We start from the raw sequence: 16,806 nt of genomic DNA, 5'->3' as shown, positions 1-16,806 counted from the left end.
CGGGATCCCTGAGTAACTCAAGTATTATTACTTTAAATTCACTAAAATTTCTTTTACTGCTCTAGCTTCTGTTGACGCCGTCGGCCACCTCGCGCGCCAGATCCTCGATGCTGACTCCGTCGAGAATAGAAATAACTTCCTGCTGCACTTTCCGCCACACGGGGTGAACAAGACACTTTCTGTCATGATCGCACCCACCATCAGCTATCAGGCAACGGTTCGGCATGATGGGACCCTCAACCGCCTCCACGACCTCCCGCAGAGTGATCTGCCCCGGCGGCCTGCCAAGAACGAATCCACCGCCAGTGCCGCGGTAGGAGTTGACTAGGCCGAGTTTTGCGAAGCTCTGGAATATCTTTGCCAGGAATGTTTGCGGAACGCACGTGGCTTCCGCAATCTCGCTGATGAGCGCTACCTTCCCCTTAGGGAGGCGCGCCAGATAGATAATGCCCCTGATTGCATATTCACCCTTGCGGGTCAGCTCCATCATAAAACACCTTTAGGACCGATTTTGTCTCTTATTAGACCAGAAACCGTCACCTGTCAATATAAACCTCTACTCCGCGAATTCCTTTGCCGCGAACGCTGTCCATTCCTCCACCACCTTCCGGAAATCCAGACCGAAATCCTCCAGAGCTGCTGTTACGGCGGATTCCTGATTCATTCCGGCGCCCAGGTTGACAAGAATATCCCGCACCTTGTGCCAGCCGTATGTCGAGATCATGTAGGACACCAGCGAATAGCTCTGCTCGTAGGCCAGTACTACGTCATTTGTCGCAAGGGACGCAAAGGATCTTTCCAGCGTATCGAAGGACAACACACTGCCTTGCCGAATCCTGCGTTTCAGCTCAGTGAGGGGCCTTTCGAAGACACGGCGTTCCTCATATTCCGCAAGCCCCTCGTTCAACCAGGTAGGGCACCTTCCGGCCGCCAGTTCCTGGACAACGACATGGGTATATTCGTGGAACAGAACACCTTGCAGCAAGGGAGTCAGCTTGCTCGCCCCCCCAACCGGAAGGCGGATTTTCCCGTCATACAGGCCTCCGGACCACTCCGGGCTCGTCGTTATGGTGCGGTAGTCCTTCTTCGTATAGATTATCAGCGGGACACGCGAGGTGGGAAAATGGGAAAGATCGGAACCTACCTGATTGTAGGCATCTTCGAGGGTGGAAAGGATACTGTCGGCGAGATCGGAGCTGGTGCCAGTATCGTAGGAAACGGTGAAGCGGGAACTGTAGCCTCTGTCCATCCCTGCCTCCACCTTGGACTCCCTGCGCGCCTTTTCCAGTGCCTCCTGAATCACCTTCCTTGTCGGATCCAACTGAAGGGCTTGCTCCCACAACTCGATGGCTCCTGAAAGGCTCCCGGTGTCGTAGCGAGCACGTCCGAGGAAGAACAGGACCTCGGCTGTTTCCCCCCCGTTACTTCGTGCCCGCTCAAGCTCGATCTGGGCAGCATCGTAGTTTTTGGCAAGGTAGAGCGCCACCCCCCGCATCATCACGTATTTGACCTCATCCGGGAAAAGCTCGCGGGCCCGGTCAAAGGTGGCGGCGGCCTCCTCGTACGAGTTCTTCTCCAGTTGCCGATTCCCGACGTAGGCGTACGCCTCCGCAAGGTTCCTGCGCAGGGTCGGCTCATACGGATACAAGCTGAAGGCCTTCCGGAGCTGTTCCAGGGCTTTCTCATACTCTTGCTTCTTGAGGAGTTCGTTAGCGTAGTTGTTGAGAGAAATTGGATCGTCGGCTGAGGCCGGCGGGGATGTGCAGGAGAGAATAAGGAAGCCGGCGAATAGGACACGCACGAAAGCTTCTGGGAAAAAGTAACGTACCATCGTCACCTCTCCCCCCATAAAGGATCAGCGAAGCGGCGGGAGAGCTGTTCGTCCGGATTCTGGATGTAAAACTCATCCTCGGCAAAAGAAAAGCGGTAATTGTTCACATAGGCGAGAAGAACAGCGTACGAGGCATTGATGCGGGAGATCAAACCCGGTTCCGTGGGCGCGCCGCAGTCAGGATGGTGCAGCTTGACCAGTTCACGGTGCCTGCTCTTGATCTCGCAGAGGGTCGCCCGATCCGACAATTTGAAGGTTTCCAGTGCGTCTCTCAGTTCCGTGTAGGTCATGGCGAAACTATAGCACACTTTCCCGAGGCGCACTTTGAAACCCGATCCGGATGCTTCATCCGCCTCGCTACTGTTCACCCCGTGCAGTTTTCCAGTCATCGGAGGTCACAAGGCTTCTTACCGCCGATGCTATGCCGCCCGTATCCAGCCCGTAAATAGAGCGGAGCTCCGGCTGCTCACCCTGTTCCACGTAACGGTCCGGGTACCCGAGGCGTGCCACCCGTACCCCAGGCATCTCTGCCTCCTCAAGCAACTCCAGAACCGCTGACCCGAATCCACCCTGAAGGACATTTTCCTCTACCGTGCAGAGTACACCTGTCCGTCGGGCCTCGGCCAGGATGAGCTCGGAGTCGAGGGGCTTGATGAATCTCGCATTGCAGACGGACACCTCTATCCCTTCTCCGGCAAGGATGGCCGCCGCTTCGAGCGAAGGACGCACCATGGTACCCACGGCGAGAATAGTGGCATCGCTTCCACCGCGCAGCATCTCCCCCTTCCCGAGAGGAACCTGATGGAGCTGCTGGTCGAGCGGCACGCCATAGCCGTTTCCCCGCGGATAGCGGACGGCTGCAGGCCCGTTGCCGTTAACCGCGGTGAAGAGCATGTGCTGCAGTTCATTCTCATCCTTCGGCGCCATCAGGATCATATTGGGAAGATGGCGAAGGTAGCTCAGATCGAACACCCCATGGTGAGTAGGCCCGTCACTGCCGACCACACCGGCCCGGTCGATGGCGAAAGTGACCGGCAGGTTCTGAAGACAGACATCGTGGAATACCTGATCGTATGCCCGTTGCAGAAAGGATGAGTAGACCGCAAAAACGGGCCTGAGCCCTCCGGCTGCAAGGCCGGCCGCAAAGGTGACGCCGTGCTGCTCAGCAATACCGACGTCGAAAAACCTTTCCGGATAATCTTTTCCGAAGCCGGCAAGCCCCGTGCCGTCGGGCATAGCAGCGGTTATCGCCACAATCCTGTCATCATCGGCGGCAATCTTCTTCATTGTGTCTCCGAAGACCGCGGTGTATGAAGCAGCGCCCCCCTTCCCTTTCAGTATCTTTCCGCTCGATACTTCAAAAGGGCCGACGCCATGAAAGAGTGACGGGTTCTCTTCCGCCGGAGAATACCCCTTTCCTTTCCGGGTGAGCACGTGGATCAGCACCGCGTCGTCGAACCGCCTGACGTTCTCCAGAGTCCTTGTAAGTTCTTCAATGTCGTGCCCGTCTATGGGACCGATGTATTCGAACCCGAACGCCTCGAACAGCATTCCCGGTGTGAAAAGCCCCTTGAGCGACTCCTCGGCACGCTTGGCTACTTTCAGCATGCCCCGGCCGAGGCCATCCAGTCCTTCCAGAAAACCTTCAACATCTTTCTTTATCTTGTGAACGAACTCGCTCGTGATGGAGCGGCTGAGAAAATTGGAGAGGGCGCCGACATTTTCTGCGATGGACATCTCGTTGTCATTGAGGATGACGACGAGGTCCTTGTTCAAGTGCCCTGCATGGTTGAGTCCTTCATAGGCGACTCCCCCGGTCATGGAACCGTCGCCGATTACGGCGACAACCTTGTTCCGTCCTCCCTTGAGATCACGGGCCGCAGCCATCCCGAGGGCCGCGGAAATGGAGGTTGAAGAGTGCCCCACATCGAAAACATCGTGAGGGGACTCAGCGCGTTTGGGAAACCCGCTGATCCCACCGAAGGTGCGCAGCGTCGCGAACCTCTCCCTGCGTCCGGTCAGCAGTTTATGAGCGTAAGCCTGGTGTCCCACATCCCAGACTATCCGGTCCTGGGGCGACTCGAATACCCGATGAAGCGCGAGGGTGAGTTCAACCACGCCCAGGCTCGGAGCCAGATGCCCGCCATTGGCAGCACAGGTAGCTATTATTTCCTGGCGCAGCTCCTGGGCGAGAGCTTGCAGCTCCCTGGGGGATAATGCTTTCAGCGACTGGGGTGAATCTATGGTCTTGAGCAGAGACATTGCCGGTTTGCTCCGGAACCTAGGATTTTCTGGCCACGATATAGCGGGCGATCTCCCGCAGCGGATCGGCCTTCGAATCGAATGAAGAAAGGGCATCCAGGGCCATGTCAACGAGTTCGGCGGCTCGCCGTTTAGATTCAGCAAGCCCCATTAGAGCGGGATAGGTCGCTTTTCCCCTTGCCTCATCGCTCCCCGCATCCTTGCCGAGTTCTTCGGTAGTCCCTACTATGTCGAGGATATCGTCGGCTATCTGGAAGGCGAGACCGATTGCTTCGCCGTACCTGGTGAGGGAGGAAACAGCCGAGTCGTCAGCGCCGCCGAGAATAGCTCCGGCTTTTACCGACGCCTTCATCAGGGCACCGGTCTTTCGGGTGTGGATGTACTGGAGTGTCGGAAGATCAATTTCCTGATTCCCTTCACTCTCCATATCCACGACCTGACCGCCGACCATCCCGTGCGACCCTGCGCAGCACGATATTTCCTGAATCACCGCGAGGAGACGTTCGGCGGATGGTTTCGATCCATTCACATTCCTGCTCATGAGGATGAACGCCTGGGTAAGTAGTGCATCCCCCGCAAGGATGGCGACCGCCTCTCCAAAAACCTTATGGTTCGTCGGATTGCCTCGCCGGAAGTCATCATCGTCCATGGCGGGAAGATCATCGTGAACGAGAGAGTATGTGTGAATCATCTCCATGGCGCACGCCGCCGGCATCGCGTGGGACAGATCTCCCCCCACCGATTCGCATGCGGCCAGCATGAGGATAGGACGGATCCTCTTCCCCCCGGCGAAGACGGAGTAGCGCATCGATTTGTGAAGAATGGAGGGGAGTTCGTCCTCTTTGGGAAGGTAGCGCTCCAGCGCCTCGTCCACCAGCCTGCACCGTTCTTTCAGGTACTGTTTCAGGTCCATGATATGCTTTAATCCGCCCGTGGCGTGACAATTCATCAATCACTCGTCGAGCCGGAACTCCTCCTTTATGAAGCCGCCATTCTTCTGTTTGAGGAGGAGTTCGACCTTTTTCTCCGCCTCGTCCAGTTTTCGGGTACAAAAGGCCGCGTATTTTACCCCTTCTTCGAAAGCCCGGAGTGACTCTTCCAGGGAAAGCTCCCCTTCTTCCAGTCGCCGGACCACCTCTTCAAGTTTTTTCAGCGCCGTTTCAAATTTCTCGACAGCCATGATCGTTCCCTATCTTCTCTAAAAGAGCGCCCATTATACAGCTTACTTCGTCTCAGTCAAGGAAGTCGCTCCGCAGGCGGCTCCGTTCCTGTCACTTCTTCGACTACACAGGTTGCCCCACCGCGGTGCAGGCGCAGGTCGAGCCGGTCCCCCGGCGTGAGCCGGTCGCTGTCAATTATCAGTGACCCTTCCGGGAGCCTGCGCGCCACGGCATACCCCCGGGCAAGCGTAAGGAGCGGCGAAAGTGCGTGGAGTTTCGCCCCGTTTACAGCTGCCGCTTCATGACTCTGTTCGAGAATACGGCGAATTCCTTTTTCACTCCTGGCGGTAAGGGTCAGAATCAGCTCTCTCCCACGCTCCACATGAAGTGCCGGATTCGTCAGGCGCAGGTGAGTCCGCATAGCCGATATACCCTCGCGCCTTCTTGTAATATCCGTTCGAGCGGCACGCTGGAGCCGCCCGTGCAGGTCGTCCAGCCGCTGTGCCGCGTGCCCGACGAGAAGGGTCGGGTCTTTCAATGCACCTGAAAGATATTTCAGCTCCCCCCGCAGCGACCGCAGACTGTGTGACACAACCCGCCCCAGCCGGTGTTCCAGCGATTCGAGTTCAGCCGTCAGCTCAGCCTTGCTCCGCACCACCAGCTCGGCAGCCGCCGATGGTGTCGGGGCCCGCAGATCTGCCACAAAATCGGCGATGGTAAAATCCACTTCGTGCCCCACGGCAGAAATTACGGGGATTGTCGAGCGATAGATCGCCCTTGCCACAACCTCCTCGTTGAAGGACCATAGATCCTCCAGGCTCCCACCGCCACGCCCGACGATCATGACATCCACCCGGCCGTACCGGTTGAAGTCTTCTATCGCCTCGGCAATCTCCGCGGCAGCCCCCTCACCCTGTACCCTCACCGGTCGGATGAGAATCTCTACGTTCGTGAACCGGCGGTTCAGTACATGAAGGATGTCATGAATGGCAGCCCCAGTCGGGGAGGTGACAATGCCGATCCGCTGGGGAAGCTTGGGTAGAGACTTCTTGTGCTCTTCCTCGAAGAGACCTTCACCTGCGAGTTTCTCCTTTAGCTGCATGAAGGCCATCTGAAGCGCCCCGATCCCCTGCGGCTCGATGTACTCGGCAATCAGCTGGTACTCCCCCCGCTGGTCGTAGACAGTGAGCCTTCCGCGGACGATGATCCTCATCCCGTCGCGGGGTCTGAAGCGTAGTGCCCTGACCGCGCCTTTGAACATTATGCAGCGCAGCTGCGCTCCGCTATCCCGCAATGTGCAGTAAAAATGACCGGAAGCAGGGACGGCGCAATTGGACAGTTCCCCCTCAACCCAGACATGCTCGAAATTCTCTTCGAGAACGCCCCTTATGAGGGAAGTGAGCTGGCTCACGGTCAGTATTCTCTTTTCGGCGAACAGCTCCACAACTCCTCCGGAAGCGCGCCTGCAGCGGACGCGCCCTCGTTCTTATCACAGCCCCCCGGCACTGTCAAACCGGTTGACCATGCAGGCCATTCATACTAAGATGCCGCCATGCAAAGTTTTCCCTATGTAATTACCGTCTCCTCCGAAAAGGGGGGAGTCGGCAAGACAACCCTCGCAACCAATCTGGCAATTTTCATCAAGGCCCTCAGCGAAGACCTTCCAGTCTCCATCTTCTCCTTCGACAACCATTTCACCGTGGACAAGATGTTCGAGATCAAGGGGCAACCTCTGCGCGGGAGCGTCGTCGACCTGCTCCTTGAAACGCCAGGTCACGAACTGCTCCATACCGGGCAGTACGGGGTCAATTACATCCCCTCATCCGGTGCCCTCAACGACCTGAAGCACTCGTTCAAGGGCAGCATGGTCCTCGCCCGGCTACTTGCCGCCTCCGGGATACCGGGAGTTGTCATCATAGACACCCGCCCGGACCTGGATGTCCTGACCCAGAATGCGCTCTACGCAGCCGATCGGGTAATCATCCCGGTAAAGGATATGGCGTCACTTGAAAACTGCAGGAATATCTTCGACCTGTTCGATCAGAAGGGGCTCGATCGGAAAAGCCTCTCCCTCATCCCCTGCCTCATCGACTCCAGGATCAAGTTCGAGGGCATCTTCCGCGATCAGCGGACCCTGCTCAAATCCTACGCCATCAACCGCGGCTACCGCTGCCTCGACACCTACATCTCCAAAAGCCCGAAAGTCGAAAGCCTCAGCACCAACCCGGATGGGCGCGTCTACCCCATTCTCACATATGCACGCGGAACCGAAGTATACGGGCAGTTCCACCAGCTGGCGACCCAGCTACTCCGCGAGATGAAGCAGGTAAAAGAACCTCGATCGCTCCTGTTTCAGCAGTGGTACACCGCCGAGGATAACCGTAAAAAGGAAGAATTTTACGCCCGCCTCACCGGAGTACGGAAGGACTGCCCGCTGTGCCGCACTCAGCTACCCCGGCAGGATGCAGGAAACGCAGCTTTCTATTTCGAAACTTCAGACGGAGGATCGTGCGGGTTCATCGAAGAGCGGTGCTTCCTGGACCTGCTTTTCTCCAATGTCTACCAACTCGGGAAGACCGTCACTGAAAATGACCCGACGTGGCATATATTTCTTGAATCGGCGCGAGACTCGACCTTCCTGCTCCGCCCCCTCAAGGGTTCCGACGGTCATGACGTCGAGTTCGTCCAGTTCGATCGCCAGGGCTCGCCGCTCCTGAAAAAGCGCCATCCGCTCAAGGAGCATGAAGGGTCGCTTCTGTCGCGGGAACGGAGCAAGCTCTACGGGATGATGCGGGAAACACTGGAGGGATACGGAGAAAGTTTCAGGGACGGCTTCCTCCTGATTCATCCGACGAACCCTCAGGAGCCGGAAGCTATCCTGCGGGAGGAGAAGTACCGGGAATTCGTGAAACTGAAACGTCAGGCCGCCCGCTACCTGGAGGCGGAAGGAGAAGGTCCGGTTATCGGCGCGGCACAGCCCGCAAAAGATCCGTCCTACCTCGCAAGAGCTGATGCGTAGACAAAAGTTATCCCCTCTCTGCTGAGTTCGGGGAGCGCCGCCGCCAGCGCCCGGATGGTCGCCGGGTGCGGATGGCCGATGCCGATGGCGCTACCTCTCTTGCCGGCCATCGCCGCCAGCTCATCGATCTGCCGCCGTATCGCCCCCACCTCCTGAACATTATCGAGAAAAACGCTCCGCGTCCCTGCCTCGATGCCCATTGAACGGGCGAGCCTATACCCCACCGACTTCGGACTGGTCCTGCTATCGATGAAAAAGAAGTTCTTCTCCCGCAAGACTCCCAGCGCCGCCCTCATTTTCTCCTCATGCTCGGTGAAACGCGACCCCATATGGTTGTTCGCGCCAGCCGCGTACGGCACTTCCGCGACGAGTACCCTCACCCTGCGCGCAATCTCATCCTCTTCCTGACTTACGAGCAGACCGTTCTTCTCCAGCCGCTGCTGCGGGTACCCTTGCGGCTCCATAGGGAGATGCAGCATCACCTCGTACCCTTTGCGGTGAGCTTCCTCGGCCACCTCTCGGTCCCTGGCCAGCCCTGGAATTACAGCAAAGGTCAATGGGACCTTTATCGCCATCAGATCGTTTACCTCCCGAAGGCTGCTCCCCATATCGTCAATGATGATGGCGACGCTCCCACGCCGGAAATCTTTCTTGCCTACAGGTGCCGGAGGAGTACTGAAAGAACGAAGCACCGGCGACTCCACCTCCCGCGGCGGAAGGGCATGACGCTCCACGGGAGGCACCGGCCGCTCCGGCTTACCTGAACCTTTGCTCCGAAGCATTTCCAGGAGGAAAAATGACAGCGCTATGAGGAGAACGACTCCCAGCAGCACTAGCAGTGAGCCGGACCTCCCCTTCTTCCTCCGCGCACTCCCCTTTTTTCTACCGCCACGCGCCACCCCATGCTCCTTTCGTGATTCCCCGTCCGGTCCATCCCGGCCCGGCACAGGCCGCATTCCTGCCAATCTCCATCTTCTATAGCATGGAGCCGCACATTTTTAAACGACGTTGTGCTTCCATCGATCAGTGAGAAACGAGCAAAAAAAGCCCCCGGATTCTCCCGGGGGCATTGTATTTCCTCAACTTACAACAAATCACTTCTTTTTCTTTGCAGGCTTTTTCGAGTCCTGTTTCGAAGCAGGTTTATCCTGGCCCGGTTTAGCTGGCGGCGCAACGACCGGGGGAGCCACTGCACCTTTCTGCTGTTCAGCTTGTTTCTTTTGGTCCTCTTTCTTCAGGTCCTCGGCCACCTTCTTCTTCCCGTGTTTGGCAACATAGTTGGCTGCAAAGATATAGTCGTCGACATAGTTGCGCACCTTATCGCCGTTCAGGTCGAATTTCGGCTCCTTCTCCGTCCCGCGCTCCTTGAGGAACTGAGCCAGGGCAGCTTCCGTAAAGCCCTCCTTGGGGAGGATGCTCGGCGGGAGCGGTTGGACCACCAGCAGCGGGATTTCCGTCATCGAGTTGCCCTGCAGCGCGGTAATGCTCACGTCGCTGGCATCCTTGGAAGGCAATGCTTCCACGAGCCACCTGTTCTTTTCGTCATTTTTGAGAGACACCAGCTTCGCGCGCTTGAGAGCAAAATTCGGGCTCTCCTTACCCCCCGCGGGCAACTCGATGGTTACCCTGACTTTAGTTGTTCCATCACTCAAGGCGATTTCGGGCTCCTGCTTGATACCGGGGGCAACAGGAGCATCGAAGAGCGCCAGCAACGCCCTGGGTGTCTTCTCCCCTTCAAACTTCTTGAATCTTTCCAGAACGCTGGGATAGGAAGTGAACTTCTCCCCTCCCTGCTTCGCCTCCTCCTGCTTCGATGCCGGCTGCTCCTCGGCGGACGCCGCAGCGACACGCTCTTCCACTTGCTGGTACGGGGGCGTTTCCTGGGGCGTTTCGGTACGCGCTGTATCCTCTGCCGGTTTATCGCTCGAATCGCCCGGGAAAGTTATGGTGCCTGGACCTGACCAGCTGCCGCCCGTGGTAGTGGTTGTACCGCCGCCCGTGGTAGTGGTTGTACCGCCGCCCGTGGTAGTGGTTGTACCACCGCCCGTGGTAGTGGTTGTACCACCGCCCTCGTCGGAAGTAGTCGGTGTGCTACTAGCAAAGGCGGTATCGGATACCGGCGCTGTACTATAATTCACCCGTACTAGTTGCGCCTCGGGCGTTGAAGCATCCACGGACGTCAATTGAGCAGTCGCAGAAGCGTCCTTAACTTTTTTATTAAAGCTGATGACAGCAACAGCCCCACTGCTTCCGAACTTCGTTAAACCGGCGACTGAAAAACGCAGCTTTCCTGCGGGCATTTTTTCGGTATTAATTGTTTTGAAAGCTCCTGACACATTGACAACGCTCCCTATCTGAACCTGGGGACTTTCAAGTAGGTTTACATCATATGCCATCTCGACTACAACACCACTCAAACTAGAGAACTCACCAGCTTGCAGAAGAAAAACCCCAGGACCAGTGGAGGTGAGAGTTAGTCGTGCCGCATACCCCATGGAAGAGGAGGCTATAACGAGAAACGCAACGACTAAGAGCGAAAAGATTTTGTTTTTCTTCATACTGTTCCTGTTCCTTATGGACTGAGTTGTGTCGTTACAACGAAGTTGGCAGGAACGATCGGCACATCCTGCCCGGTGGTGGTAGTGGCGCTGACGGTGCTTCCGATCTGGAAGGTCGGGGTGGGCGCACCCGCGCCGATGGCGTATGTAAATTCGAGAATATCCCTGTTGGCTGCCGCGTTGATCCCCCCGGAGCTTATCAGCGTGTAGGTTGTGGACTGAGGGTTCGTCTGGTCGAGAGGTCCGACGAAGTTGTTGACCGATGCTTCGTTGATGCCCCTGACTGTCGTAAATGTGGTGCCTGCTGTGGGAATAAGGTCGAATACAAGAACCGCCAGGTTGTTTACCTGTGTGTTCAGGGCTACTCTCACTACGGCGGTGGTCGGCTGCTGGGCTGCCGCCCCGCCACCATCTCCACCACCACCCCCGCAGCCGGCAAGCGTGATAATAGCATACAGCAGCACCACCGTTACAAGACTTTTATGCCTCATAGCCGATCCCTCCTTTGATAATTTTTAATTATCAACAAGTATAGCAGGGACTCGGAATGATGGGGACCAGGGTGAGGAAAAAGTGGAAGAGTTGCAAAAGGAGAAGGCCGGCAGCTAGCTGCCGGCCTTGCGAGTGAAGCTACAGGGGGTTGCCCTGTGCATCCAAAAAGGACACGGAAATATTGAAATCGTCGGTAGTAAGGGGAACCTCAGTAGAGACATCGGGTGTCGCCGGATTAAATAACCCAAGAACAGCGTTGCTGATGGAGAACACCGGGACATTCCCTGTTATATCATAGGTAAACTCCACAAAAGGAGTGCCCGCACTGGCATTGAAGCCTGTCACTCCGGAGCTCCGCAAAATGTTCACCCGAAGCGTAGCGGCACTGGGGAAGACTCCAAAAACATTCATGTCCGAATTGAGCGTCCTGTTGCTGCTATAGGTCGCACCTGACGCAGGGGAGTGATCAAGATTCAGATCAAGGAAGCGTACGTTGTTCCTCGTCTGCTTGAGGGCAAGTGTGACCACGGCTTTTGCAGGCGTAGCAAATTTTATTGTTGCACTGGATGAAACTCCTGGAGCATATGTAACAGCGACTGTAACGTCTCCAGGAGTTGACGATACCACGTCAACAGAAGCAACGCCGTTGACTAGCGTTACAGTCGCTGGGGTTACAAGAGTTGCCGTTCCGGACGACACCGCAAAGGAGACCGTTGTAACCTCAGGTACCCCTGAGGCCACCGTGGCAGTCAGTGTGATTCTATTTGTCCCGTTGGGTAGGGCTGCGTTCGGGGAAGCAGATATACTGACCGTAGGGATAACAAACGTCACGGTAGAGTTGCCGGATATTCCCGGTAGGTATGTCGCATTGACCGTAACCGCGCCTGCAGCGGTTGCAGTGATAGTGGCGGCTGCGGCACTTCCCGCTGTTCCGGCTTTAATACTGTTTTGCCCGTTGGAGAAAACCGCATTCCCGGAAGTTATTGAGAAAGTCACCTCGGAGTTGTCTGGTACCGCAGGAGAGAGTGAAGCAGTCATTGTGACGCTATCAGCTCCATTGGCGATAGCCCTGGTTTTCTGCGGCTGGAGTGTCACAGCTACCTGCGATCCTACATTCCTAAAAGGAGTAGCATCAAGGGAAGGAACCGTAGCACTGTTGGCATTCTGTTGCGAAGTTAGAAAGGTTGTCAACGCCGTGGTAAATTCGGCTGCTGCGACATCTGAAATAGTGCCGGAGTTAACCGACAACCTGTTTAGCGCCGCTGCCAGACTACCTTGTGTCTTCGCTAGCTGGGAAACAGCAGCAAGCGCAATGCCATAATTTTTGCTGGAAGCCAGCGACCCTGAGGGGAAAGCTACAGAAGGATCTATAGGTGTTGTCGAAATAATGTCGGGGACTTGATAAAGAAGGGATACCTTTTGATTCGCCTCAGTTATTGCTGCGGGAATCGATGTTGTCGCAACTGCTGCCCGTTGTGTAGCGAGTTCCGTGAAAGGTGTCACCGCAACTGAAGCATTTGAAGCACCACTTGGTATCACAGCACGCAAAGGCGTGGCAAGAGCTACCAGGGCACCAGTAGGGCTGGTCTCGTCCTTGTAACTGCCCCCTACCACCTCTACCATAACCGGATTTGATGTTGCGGGAATGGTTATTGTGTAGGAGCCATCGGAGTTTATTGCGCCGGTTCCAAGGAGTTGTCTTCCGCTTGTCGTAATGCCACCCGAAACATCATATACATTAACCGTTCCGCTGACAAAAGGGCCTTTAAACGGCGTCCCTGATATCGTCGTAGTAGCTCCACCGCCTCCACCGCCTCCACCGCCACCGCCGCATCCAGCGGCTAATGCTATCAGAGACATGAACAAAGTCAGGAAAATCCCCTTTTTCATAAACCCTCCCATTAAAGTTCGGTGCAGCCACTATAAGATAGGGATGTAAAAAAGTAAAGGGAACAGCACCGAGAGGCGTTGGGTGTATGGCGCGGGCGACAGTGGAGTATCAGGCTGGCTCGACAAGCGGGTACTGCGTTGAAACGAGGAACCGGATCGCTTCAAGAGCATCCTTGTTTCCTTCCTGCTCATAGACCTTTCCAAGGGTTGTTATGACTGAAGTGTGGAGCCGGCCGAAATCATCTCGCGCAGCCGTAAGGTAAGGGTTGAATGGTTCCTCGGGGAGGAAGTCGCCGGTGTACAGATCCTGGGCCTTTTCAAGAAGGAGCTTTGCCCCCTTGAGGTCACCCCGGGCGTATGTCTTTATGCCGGCAGTGGCAGCGGCGCGGAACTCACTGGCGTCCAGGCTGATGAGGGTAGTGTTGATCCTAAGGGCCTCACCCTGAGTCATGACGGGATTGATTGCATGCGGGCCGGAAAAGGATTTCCGCAGACGGCTGAGAGTGGTTTTGAAATTATTCACTCCGGCGGCGACATCGCAGCCGGGCCAAAGCACTTCGATGAGTCTGTCGCGGTGAATCCACTGGTCGTAACTGACCAGCAGGGAACAGAAAAGAAGCCGTGCCTTTTGGCTTCCCCATGCTATTACAACCGGTGTTTCATTGTAGCTGATACCCAGACCGCCAAAAACCCTTACCGAAACCTGCTGCAACCCTGCGTTTTTTCTACTGCTTCTGATAGCACACACACCCGGCCCCACTTTTGTACAAAAGTTATAATAAGCGTCTATTTATACCTTTCCGTATGGATAGTCAACGCAAATTATCGATAAAACGGTGTTAAACGCAAGATTCTACACAACGTCAGTTCCTGCCGAAAATAGAAGACAAAAAAAGCCGGGAGGATCTCTCCTCCCGGCTTTAGTCGGCAACGCAGCTATCTACTGAGCTACTTTTTTGAGAATGGCATAGCCCTTGAGCAGGTCGAGGGCACGCAGTATCTGGTAGTCACCCTTGATTTGTTCGTCTGTGTTGTAAGCAGAAGGCTTCTCGGGCTTCTTCTCCTCGGGCTTCTCGCCCTTGGGCTGATCCTCGAAGTGATTTTCCAGGTCCTTCTCCCGGATATGCATCGTATCCTTCTTCTCCGTTGACGGGAGCTCAAGCTTGTCCACGATGATGTCGGGAACAATACCTTTAGCCTGGATCGAACGGCCGCTGGGCGTGAAGTACCGAGCCGTAGTGAGACGGAGACCGGAGTTGTCGGTGAGCGGAATGATAGTTTGAACGGAACCCTTGCCGAAGCTCTGAGTCCCCATGACTACGGCGCGCTTGTGGTCCTGGAGTGCGCCGGCGACGATTTCCGAAGCGCTGGCGCTTCCGCTGTTGATAAGGGCTACGATCGGATAGTTTGGCTCCTTCGTCCCTTTGCGCGAGGTGAAGCGCATCTTGGAGTCCTTGTCACGCCCCTCGGTGTAGACAATAAGCTGCCCTTCGTCTATAAAGTGTTCGCTGACCTTTACAGCCTGATCGAGAAGCCCGCCGGGATCGTTGCGCAGGTCGAGCACCAGTCCGCTCAGAGGACCACCATTCTGCTCTTTCAGCGCCGCCAGCGCCTTGATGAGGTCGTCGTCCGTCTTTTCCTGGAACTGGGCGATCCTGATGTACCCGTACCCCTGGTCGAGCATCTTGAATTTCACGCTCTTGACCTGGATGATGTCCCGTACAAGCGGGAACTCTTTCGGCTTGTCGAAACCCTCCCGCAGGATGGTCAGGGTGACCTTTGTACCCTTGGTGCCCCGCATCCGCTTGACCGCTTCGGTAATCGTCAGGTCCTTTGTGTACCGGTCGTCGATCTTGAGGATCTGGTCTCCGGCCTTGATTCCGGCCTTATAGGCGGGAGTGTCCTCGATGGGGGAAATCACTGTCAGGATTCCGTCCTTGATGGATATCTCGATTCCCAATCCGCCGAAGGAGCCCTTGGTCTCGATTTTCATCTCCTTGTACGTCTCGGGGGGCATGAAGGAGCTGTGGGGGTCCAGGGAAGAAAGCATGCCGTTGATGGCACCATAGATAAGCTTCTTGGTATCCACCTCCTCCACGTAATTCTTCTTCACAAGGGAAAGTACGTCGGTAAACAGCTCGATCGATTCGTAGTCGTTCCCCCCCTGGGCAGCACACCTGCGCTGAATGCCCACACTGAAGAAGACGGCCACCACGGAAATAACGGCGATGAAAAGGACAGCCTTCCTTCCTTTGTTGCTCTTGAACATCATGCTTCTCCAATCTTCCGTTAGTAGTACCAAAAAAATGTATAGTCAGAATCTGTTTTAAAATGATGCATGGCGCGAGTTGCCGACAGGCCGCACACGGAGCTTTCGAAGACTCGGGCTCGAAGGCTGCCCCAGCGACCTTCACTAGAACCAGGGAAGCGGATCTACCGGTCTCCCCTGTTGCCTTATCTCGAAGTAAAGCACCGGTCCCCGCGCCGAATCCACGTCCCCCACGGTAGCCACGGCATCCTGGCGACTAACCATGGAACCGGCCTTTTTCAGGATCTTCGACGCATGACCGTAGAGACTGAAAAAACCACCCCCATGGTCAATGATCAGAAGGTTGCCATATCCCTTGAAGTAGTCGGCGAAAACCACCTGGCCGTCGTAGACTGGCCTGATGACGGTGCCTGCAGGGGCCGCGATGGAAATCCCGTTGCTGACGGTGTATGAATTGAACTCGGGGTGCTTGTGCCGTCCGAAGGTAGCAACCACCTCCCCCTTGACCGGCATCGCCAGCCGCCCCTTCTGGGAAGCGAATCCGCGGTCCGGTGTGGGCGGAAGTGATTGCCCGTATTGCCGCTTCGGCTGATCGGGCTTCCTACTATAGCTTTTTCTGCTGCGGGCTTCAAGCCTTTCCACCATTGACTGAAGCCGCTTTGCGTTCCCTTCCAGCTCCCTCAGAGACGCAAGATGGCCCTTCTTCTCTTCCCTGATTTTAAGTAGGTAATCAGCCTTACGCTTCTTCTCGACCTCTATTTCCTGCTTCTTCGCGACAATGCTCGTCTTTATCTTTTCCTTGCGCGCAATATCGATCTCCAGCGTTTGCTTCAGCCCCTTCAGCCTTGATATCTTGGCATTGTAATCGTCGAACAGCTTCCGGTCGTTCTGCAGAACGGAATTCATGTAGCGCAGGTTCTCCGTTACCTGCGGGAACGACTCAGAGGAGAAGAACATTCGAAGGGCGCCGAACTCGCCGGCTTTGTAGATGGAGACAACCCGTTGCCTGATCTCCACTTCCTTATGCTGGGCCTCCTGCTGGACCACATCGATTTCTTTCCGTGTCCGGTCCAGACCCGTCTCTACCCCCTTGAGATCCCTGTTGAGCGAGGAAAGGTTCTCCTCTTTCTCACGAAGGTTCTTCTCTATCTGCTGAAGCTCTCCGCTGACCTTGGTTTCCACCTTCTTGGTCTTCGACAGCTGGGTCTTCTTTTCCTTGATTTTGTTTTTGATCCCCTGCAGATCCTTGGTCAGGTCGGCATGGAGAGGGCTTGCTGCGACAAAGCCCAGCAGCAGAAGTATGGCTGACGTTTTTTTATTCATGG

15 protein-coding genes are annotated in these 16,806 nt (G+C 55.9%); 1 reads left to right on the top strand and 14 read right to left on the bottom strand.

The window, feature by feature from the left end; translation table 11 throughout:
• Positions 1 to 61: 61 nt before the first annotated feature.
• The 7 genes from CFB04_RS03470 to xseA all read right to left on the bottom strand — a co-directional run bounded on the left by CFB04_RS03470 (position 62) and on the right by xseA (position 6,697).
• Positions 62 to 490 (bottom strand): Rrf2 family transcriptional regulator, encoded by a 429-nt coding sequence (locus CFB04_RS03470; protein ID WP_088533985.1) that lies wholly within the window; start codon positions 488 to 490, stop codon positions 62 to 64.
• 66 nt (positions 491 to 556) lie between these two features.
• Positions 557 to 1,831, bottom strand: a complete 1,275-nt coding sequence (locus CFB04_RS03465; protein ID WP_088533984.1) for a tetratricopeptide repeat protein — start codon at positions 1,829 to 1,831, stop codon at positions 557 to 559.
• Positions 1,832 to 1,833: 2 nt separating this feature from the next.
• Positions 1,834 to 2,220, bottom strand: coding sequence for a J domain-containing protein (locus CFB04_RS03460; protein WP_304441155.1), 387 nt, complete (start codon positions 2,218 to 2,220; stop codon positions 1,834 to 1,836).
• Positions 2,189 to 4,093 (bottom strand): 1-deoxy-D-xylulose-5-phosphate synthase, encoded by a 1,905-nt coding sequence (gene dxs, locus CFB04_RS03455; protein WP_088533983.1) that lies wholly within the window; start codon positions 4,091 to 4,093, stop codon positions 2,189 to 2,191. Before dxs ends, CFB04_RS03460 begins: the two co-directional genes overlap by 32 nt.
• Positions 4,094 to 4,112: 19 nt before the next feature.
• On the bottom strand, positions 4,113 to 5,006 hold the full coding sequence (locus tag CFB04_RS03450) for a polyprenyl synthetase family protein (protein ID WP_088536682.1): 894 nt from the start codon (positions 5,004 to 5,006) through the stop codon (positions 4,113 to 4,115).
• A 39-nt stretch (positions 5,007 to 5,045) separates the two neighbouring features.
• Positions 5,046 to 5,273: an exodeoxyribonuclease VII small subunit gene (locus CFB04_RS03445; protein ID WP_088533982.1), complete on the bottom strand. Its 228-nt coding sequence runs from the start codon at positions 5,271 to 5,273 to the stop codon at positions 5,046 to 5,048.
• Between the two features lie 56 nt (positions 5,274 to 5,329).
• Complete coding sequence (xseA, locus tag CFB04_RS03440) at positions 5,330 to 6,697, bottom strand: exodeoxyribonuclease VII large subunit (RefSeq protein ID WP_088533981.1); 1,368 nt, start codon at positions 6,695 to 6,697, stop codon at positions 5,330 to 5,332.
• A gap of 108 nt (positions 6,698 to 6,805) precedes the next feature.
• On the opposite strand from xseA, the gene CFB04_RS03435 reads away from it, so the two are divergent.
• Entirely contained in the window at positions 6,806 to 8,272 is a 1,467-nt protein-coding gene (locus tag CFB04_RS03435; protein ID WP_088533980.1) for a ParA family protein, read from the top strand.
• On the opposite strand, the gene CFB04_RS03430 is transcribed toward CFB04_RS03435, so the two are convergent.
• The 7 genes from CFB04_RS03430 to CFB04_RS03390 form a co-directional block, all read right to left on the bottom strand.
• Complete coding sequence (locus CFB04_RS03430; protein WP_088533979.1) at positions 8,248 to 9,228, bottom strand: divergent polysaccharide deacetylase family protein; 981 nt, start codon at positions 9,226 to 9,228, stop codon at positions 8,248 to 8,250. The genes CFB04_RS03435 and CFB04_RS03430 overlap by 25 nt on opposite strands.
• 138 nt (positions 9,229 to 9,366) lie before the next feature.
• Positions 9,367 to 10,830 carry a hypothetical protein gene (locus CFB04_RS17775; protein ID WP_157698702.1) on the bottom strand — a complete coding sequence of 488 codons (1,464 nt, stop codon included), beginning with the start codon at positions 10,828 to 10,830 and terminating at the stop codon, positions 9,367 to 9,369.
• A 14-nt stretch (positions 10,831 to 10,844) separates the two neighbouring features.
• Positions 10,845 to 11,321, bottom strand: coding sequence for a hypothetical protein (locus CFB04_RS03415; RefSeq protein WP_088533976.1), 477 nt, complete (start codon positions 11,319 to 11,321; stop codon positions 10,845 to 10,847).
• A 139-nt stretch (positions 11,322 to 11,460) separates the two neighbouring features.
• Positions 11,461 to 13,212, bottom strand: a complete 1,752-nt coding sequence (locus tag CFB04_RS17770; RefSeq protein ID WP_157698701.1) for a hypothetical protein — start codon at positions 13,210 to 13,212, stop codon at positions 11,461 to 11,463.
• Between the two features lie 109 nt (positions 13,213 to 13,321).
• The gene (locus CFB04_RS03400) at positions 13,322 to 13,960 is read right to left on the bottom strand and encodes a BTAD domain-containing putative transcriptional regulator (RefSeq protein ID WP_088533973.1); all 639 of its coding nucleotides are present in this window, start codon (positions 13,958 to 13,960) and stop codon (positions 13,322 to 13,324) included.
• Positions 13,961 to 14,152: 192 nt separating this feature from the next.
• A complete protein-coding gene (locus tag CFB04_RS03395; RefSeq protein ID WP_088533972.1) occupies positions 14,153 to 15,481 on the bottom strand; it encodes a S41 family peptidase in 1,329 nt (442 codons plus the stop codon).
• Between the two features lie 144 nt (positions 15,482 to 15,625).
• Positions 15,626 to 16,804 (bottom strand): murein hydrolase activator EnvC, encoded by a 1,179-nt coding sequence (locus tag CFB04_RS03390; protein WP_088533971.1) that lies wholly within the window; start codon positions 16,802 to 16,804, stop codon positions 15,626 to 15,628.
• Positions 16,805 to 16,806: the final 2 nt, after the last annotated feature.

The sequence above is a fragment of the Geobacter sp. DSM 9736 genome (genome assembly GCF_900187405.1).
Taxonomy (GTDB): Bacteria; Desulfobacterota; Desulfuromonadia; order Geobacterales; family Geobacteraceae; genus DSM-9736.
The sequence above is the reverse complement of the archived record's forward strand: the minus strand, read 5'-3'. Positions and strand labels throughout refer to the sequence as shown.

What these genes read in the sequence shown, in the direction of transcription:
- CFB04_RS03470 (WP_088533985.1), bottom strand. Translation starts at nt 490, where the DNA reads ATGATGGAGCTGACCCGCAAGGGTGAATATGCAATCAGGGGCATTATC.
- CFB04_RS03465 (WP_088533984.1), bottom strand. Translation starts at nt 1,831, where the DNA reads ATGGTACGTTACTTTTTCCCAGAAGCTTTCGTGCGTGTCCTATTCGCC.
- CFB04_RS03460 (WP_304441155.1), bottom strand. Translation starts at nt 2,220, where the DNA reads ATGACTGGAAAACTGCACGGGGTGAACAGTAGCGAGGCGGATGAAGCA.
- dxs (WP_088533983.1), bottom strand. Translation starts at nt 4,093, where the DNA reads ATGTCTCTGCTCAAGACCATAGATTCACCCCAGTCGCTGAAAGCATTA.
- CFB04_RS03450 (WP_088536682.1), bottom strand. Translation starts at nt 5,006, where the DNA reads ATGGACCTGAAACAGTACCTGAAAGAACGGTGCAGGCTGGTGGACGAG.
- CFB04_RS03445 (WP_088533982.1), bottom strand. Translation starts at nt 5,273, where the DNA reads ATGGCTGTCGAGAAATTTGAAACGGCGCTGAAAAAACTTGAAGAGGTG.
- CFB04_RS03435 (WP_088533980.1), top strand. Translation starts at nt 6,806, where the DNA reads ATGCAAAGTTTTCCCTATGTAATTACCGTCTCCTCCGAAAAGGGGGGA.
- CFB04_RS03430 (WP_088533979.1), bottom strand. Translation starts at nt 9,228, where the DNA reads ATGCGGCCTGTGCCGGGCCGGGATGGACCGGACGGGGAATCACGAAAG.
- CFB04_RS17775 (WP_157698702.1), bottom strand. Translation starts at nt 10,830, where the DNA reads ATGAAGAAAAACAAAATCTTTTCGCTCTTAGTCGTTGCGTTTCTCGTT.
- CFB04_RS03415 (WP_088533976.1), bottom strand. Translation starts at nt 11,321, where the DNA reads ATGAGGCATAAAAGTCTTGTAACGGTGGTGCTGCTGTATGCTATTATC.
- CFB04_RS17770 (WP_157698701.1), bottom strand. Translation starts at nt 13,212, where the DNA reads ATGAAAAAGGGGATTTTCCTGACTTTGTTCATGTCTCTGATAGCATTA.
- CFB04_RS03395 (WP_088533972.1), bottom strand. Translation starts at nt 15,481, where the DNA reads ATGTTCAAGAGCAACAAAGGAAGGAAGGCTGTCCTTTTCATCGCCGTT.
- CFB04_RS03390 (WP_088533971.1), bottom strand. Translation starts at nt 16,804, where the DNA reads ATGAATAAAAAAACGTCAGCCATACTTCTGCTGCTGGGCTTTGTCGCA.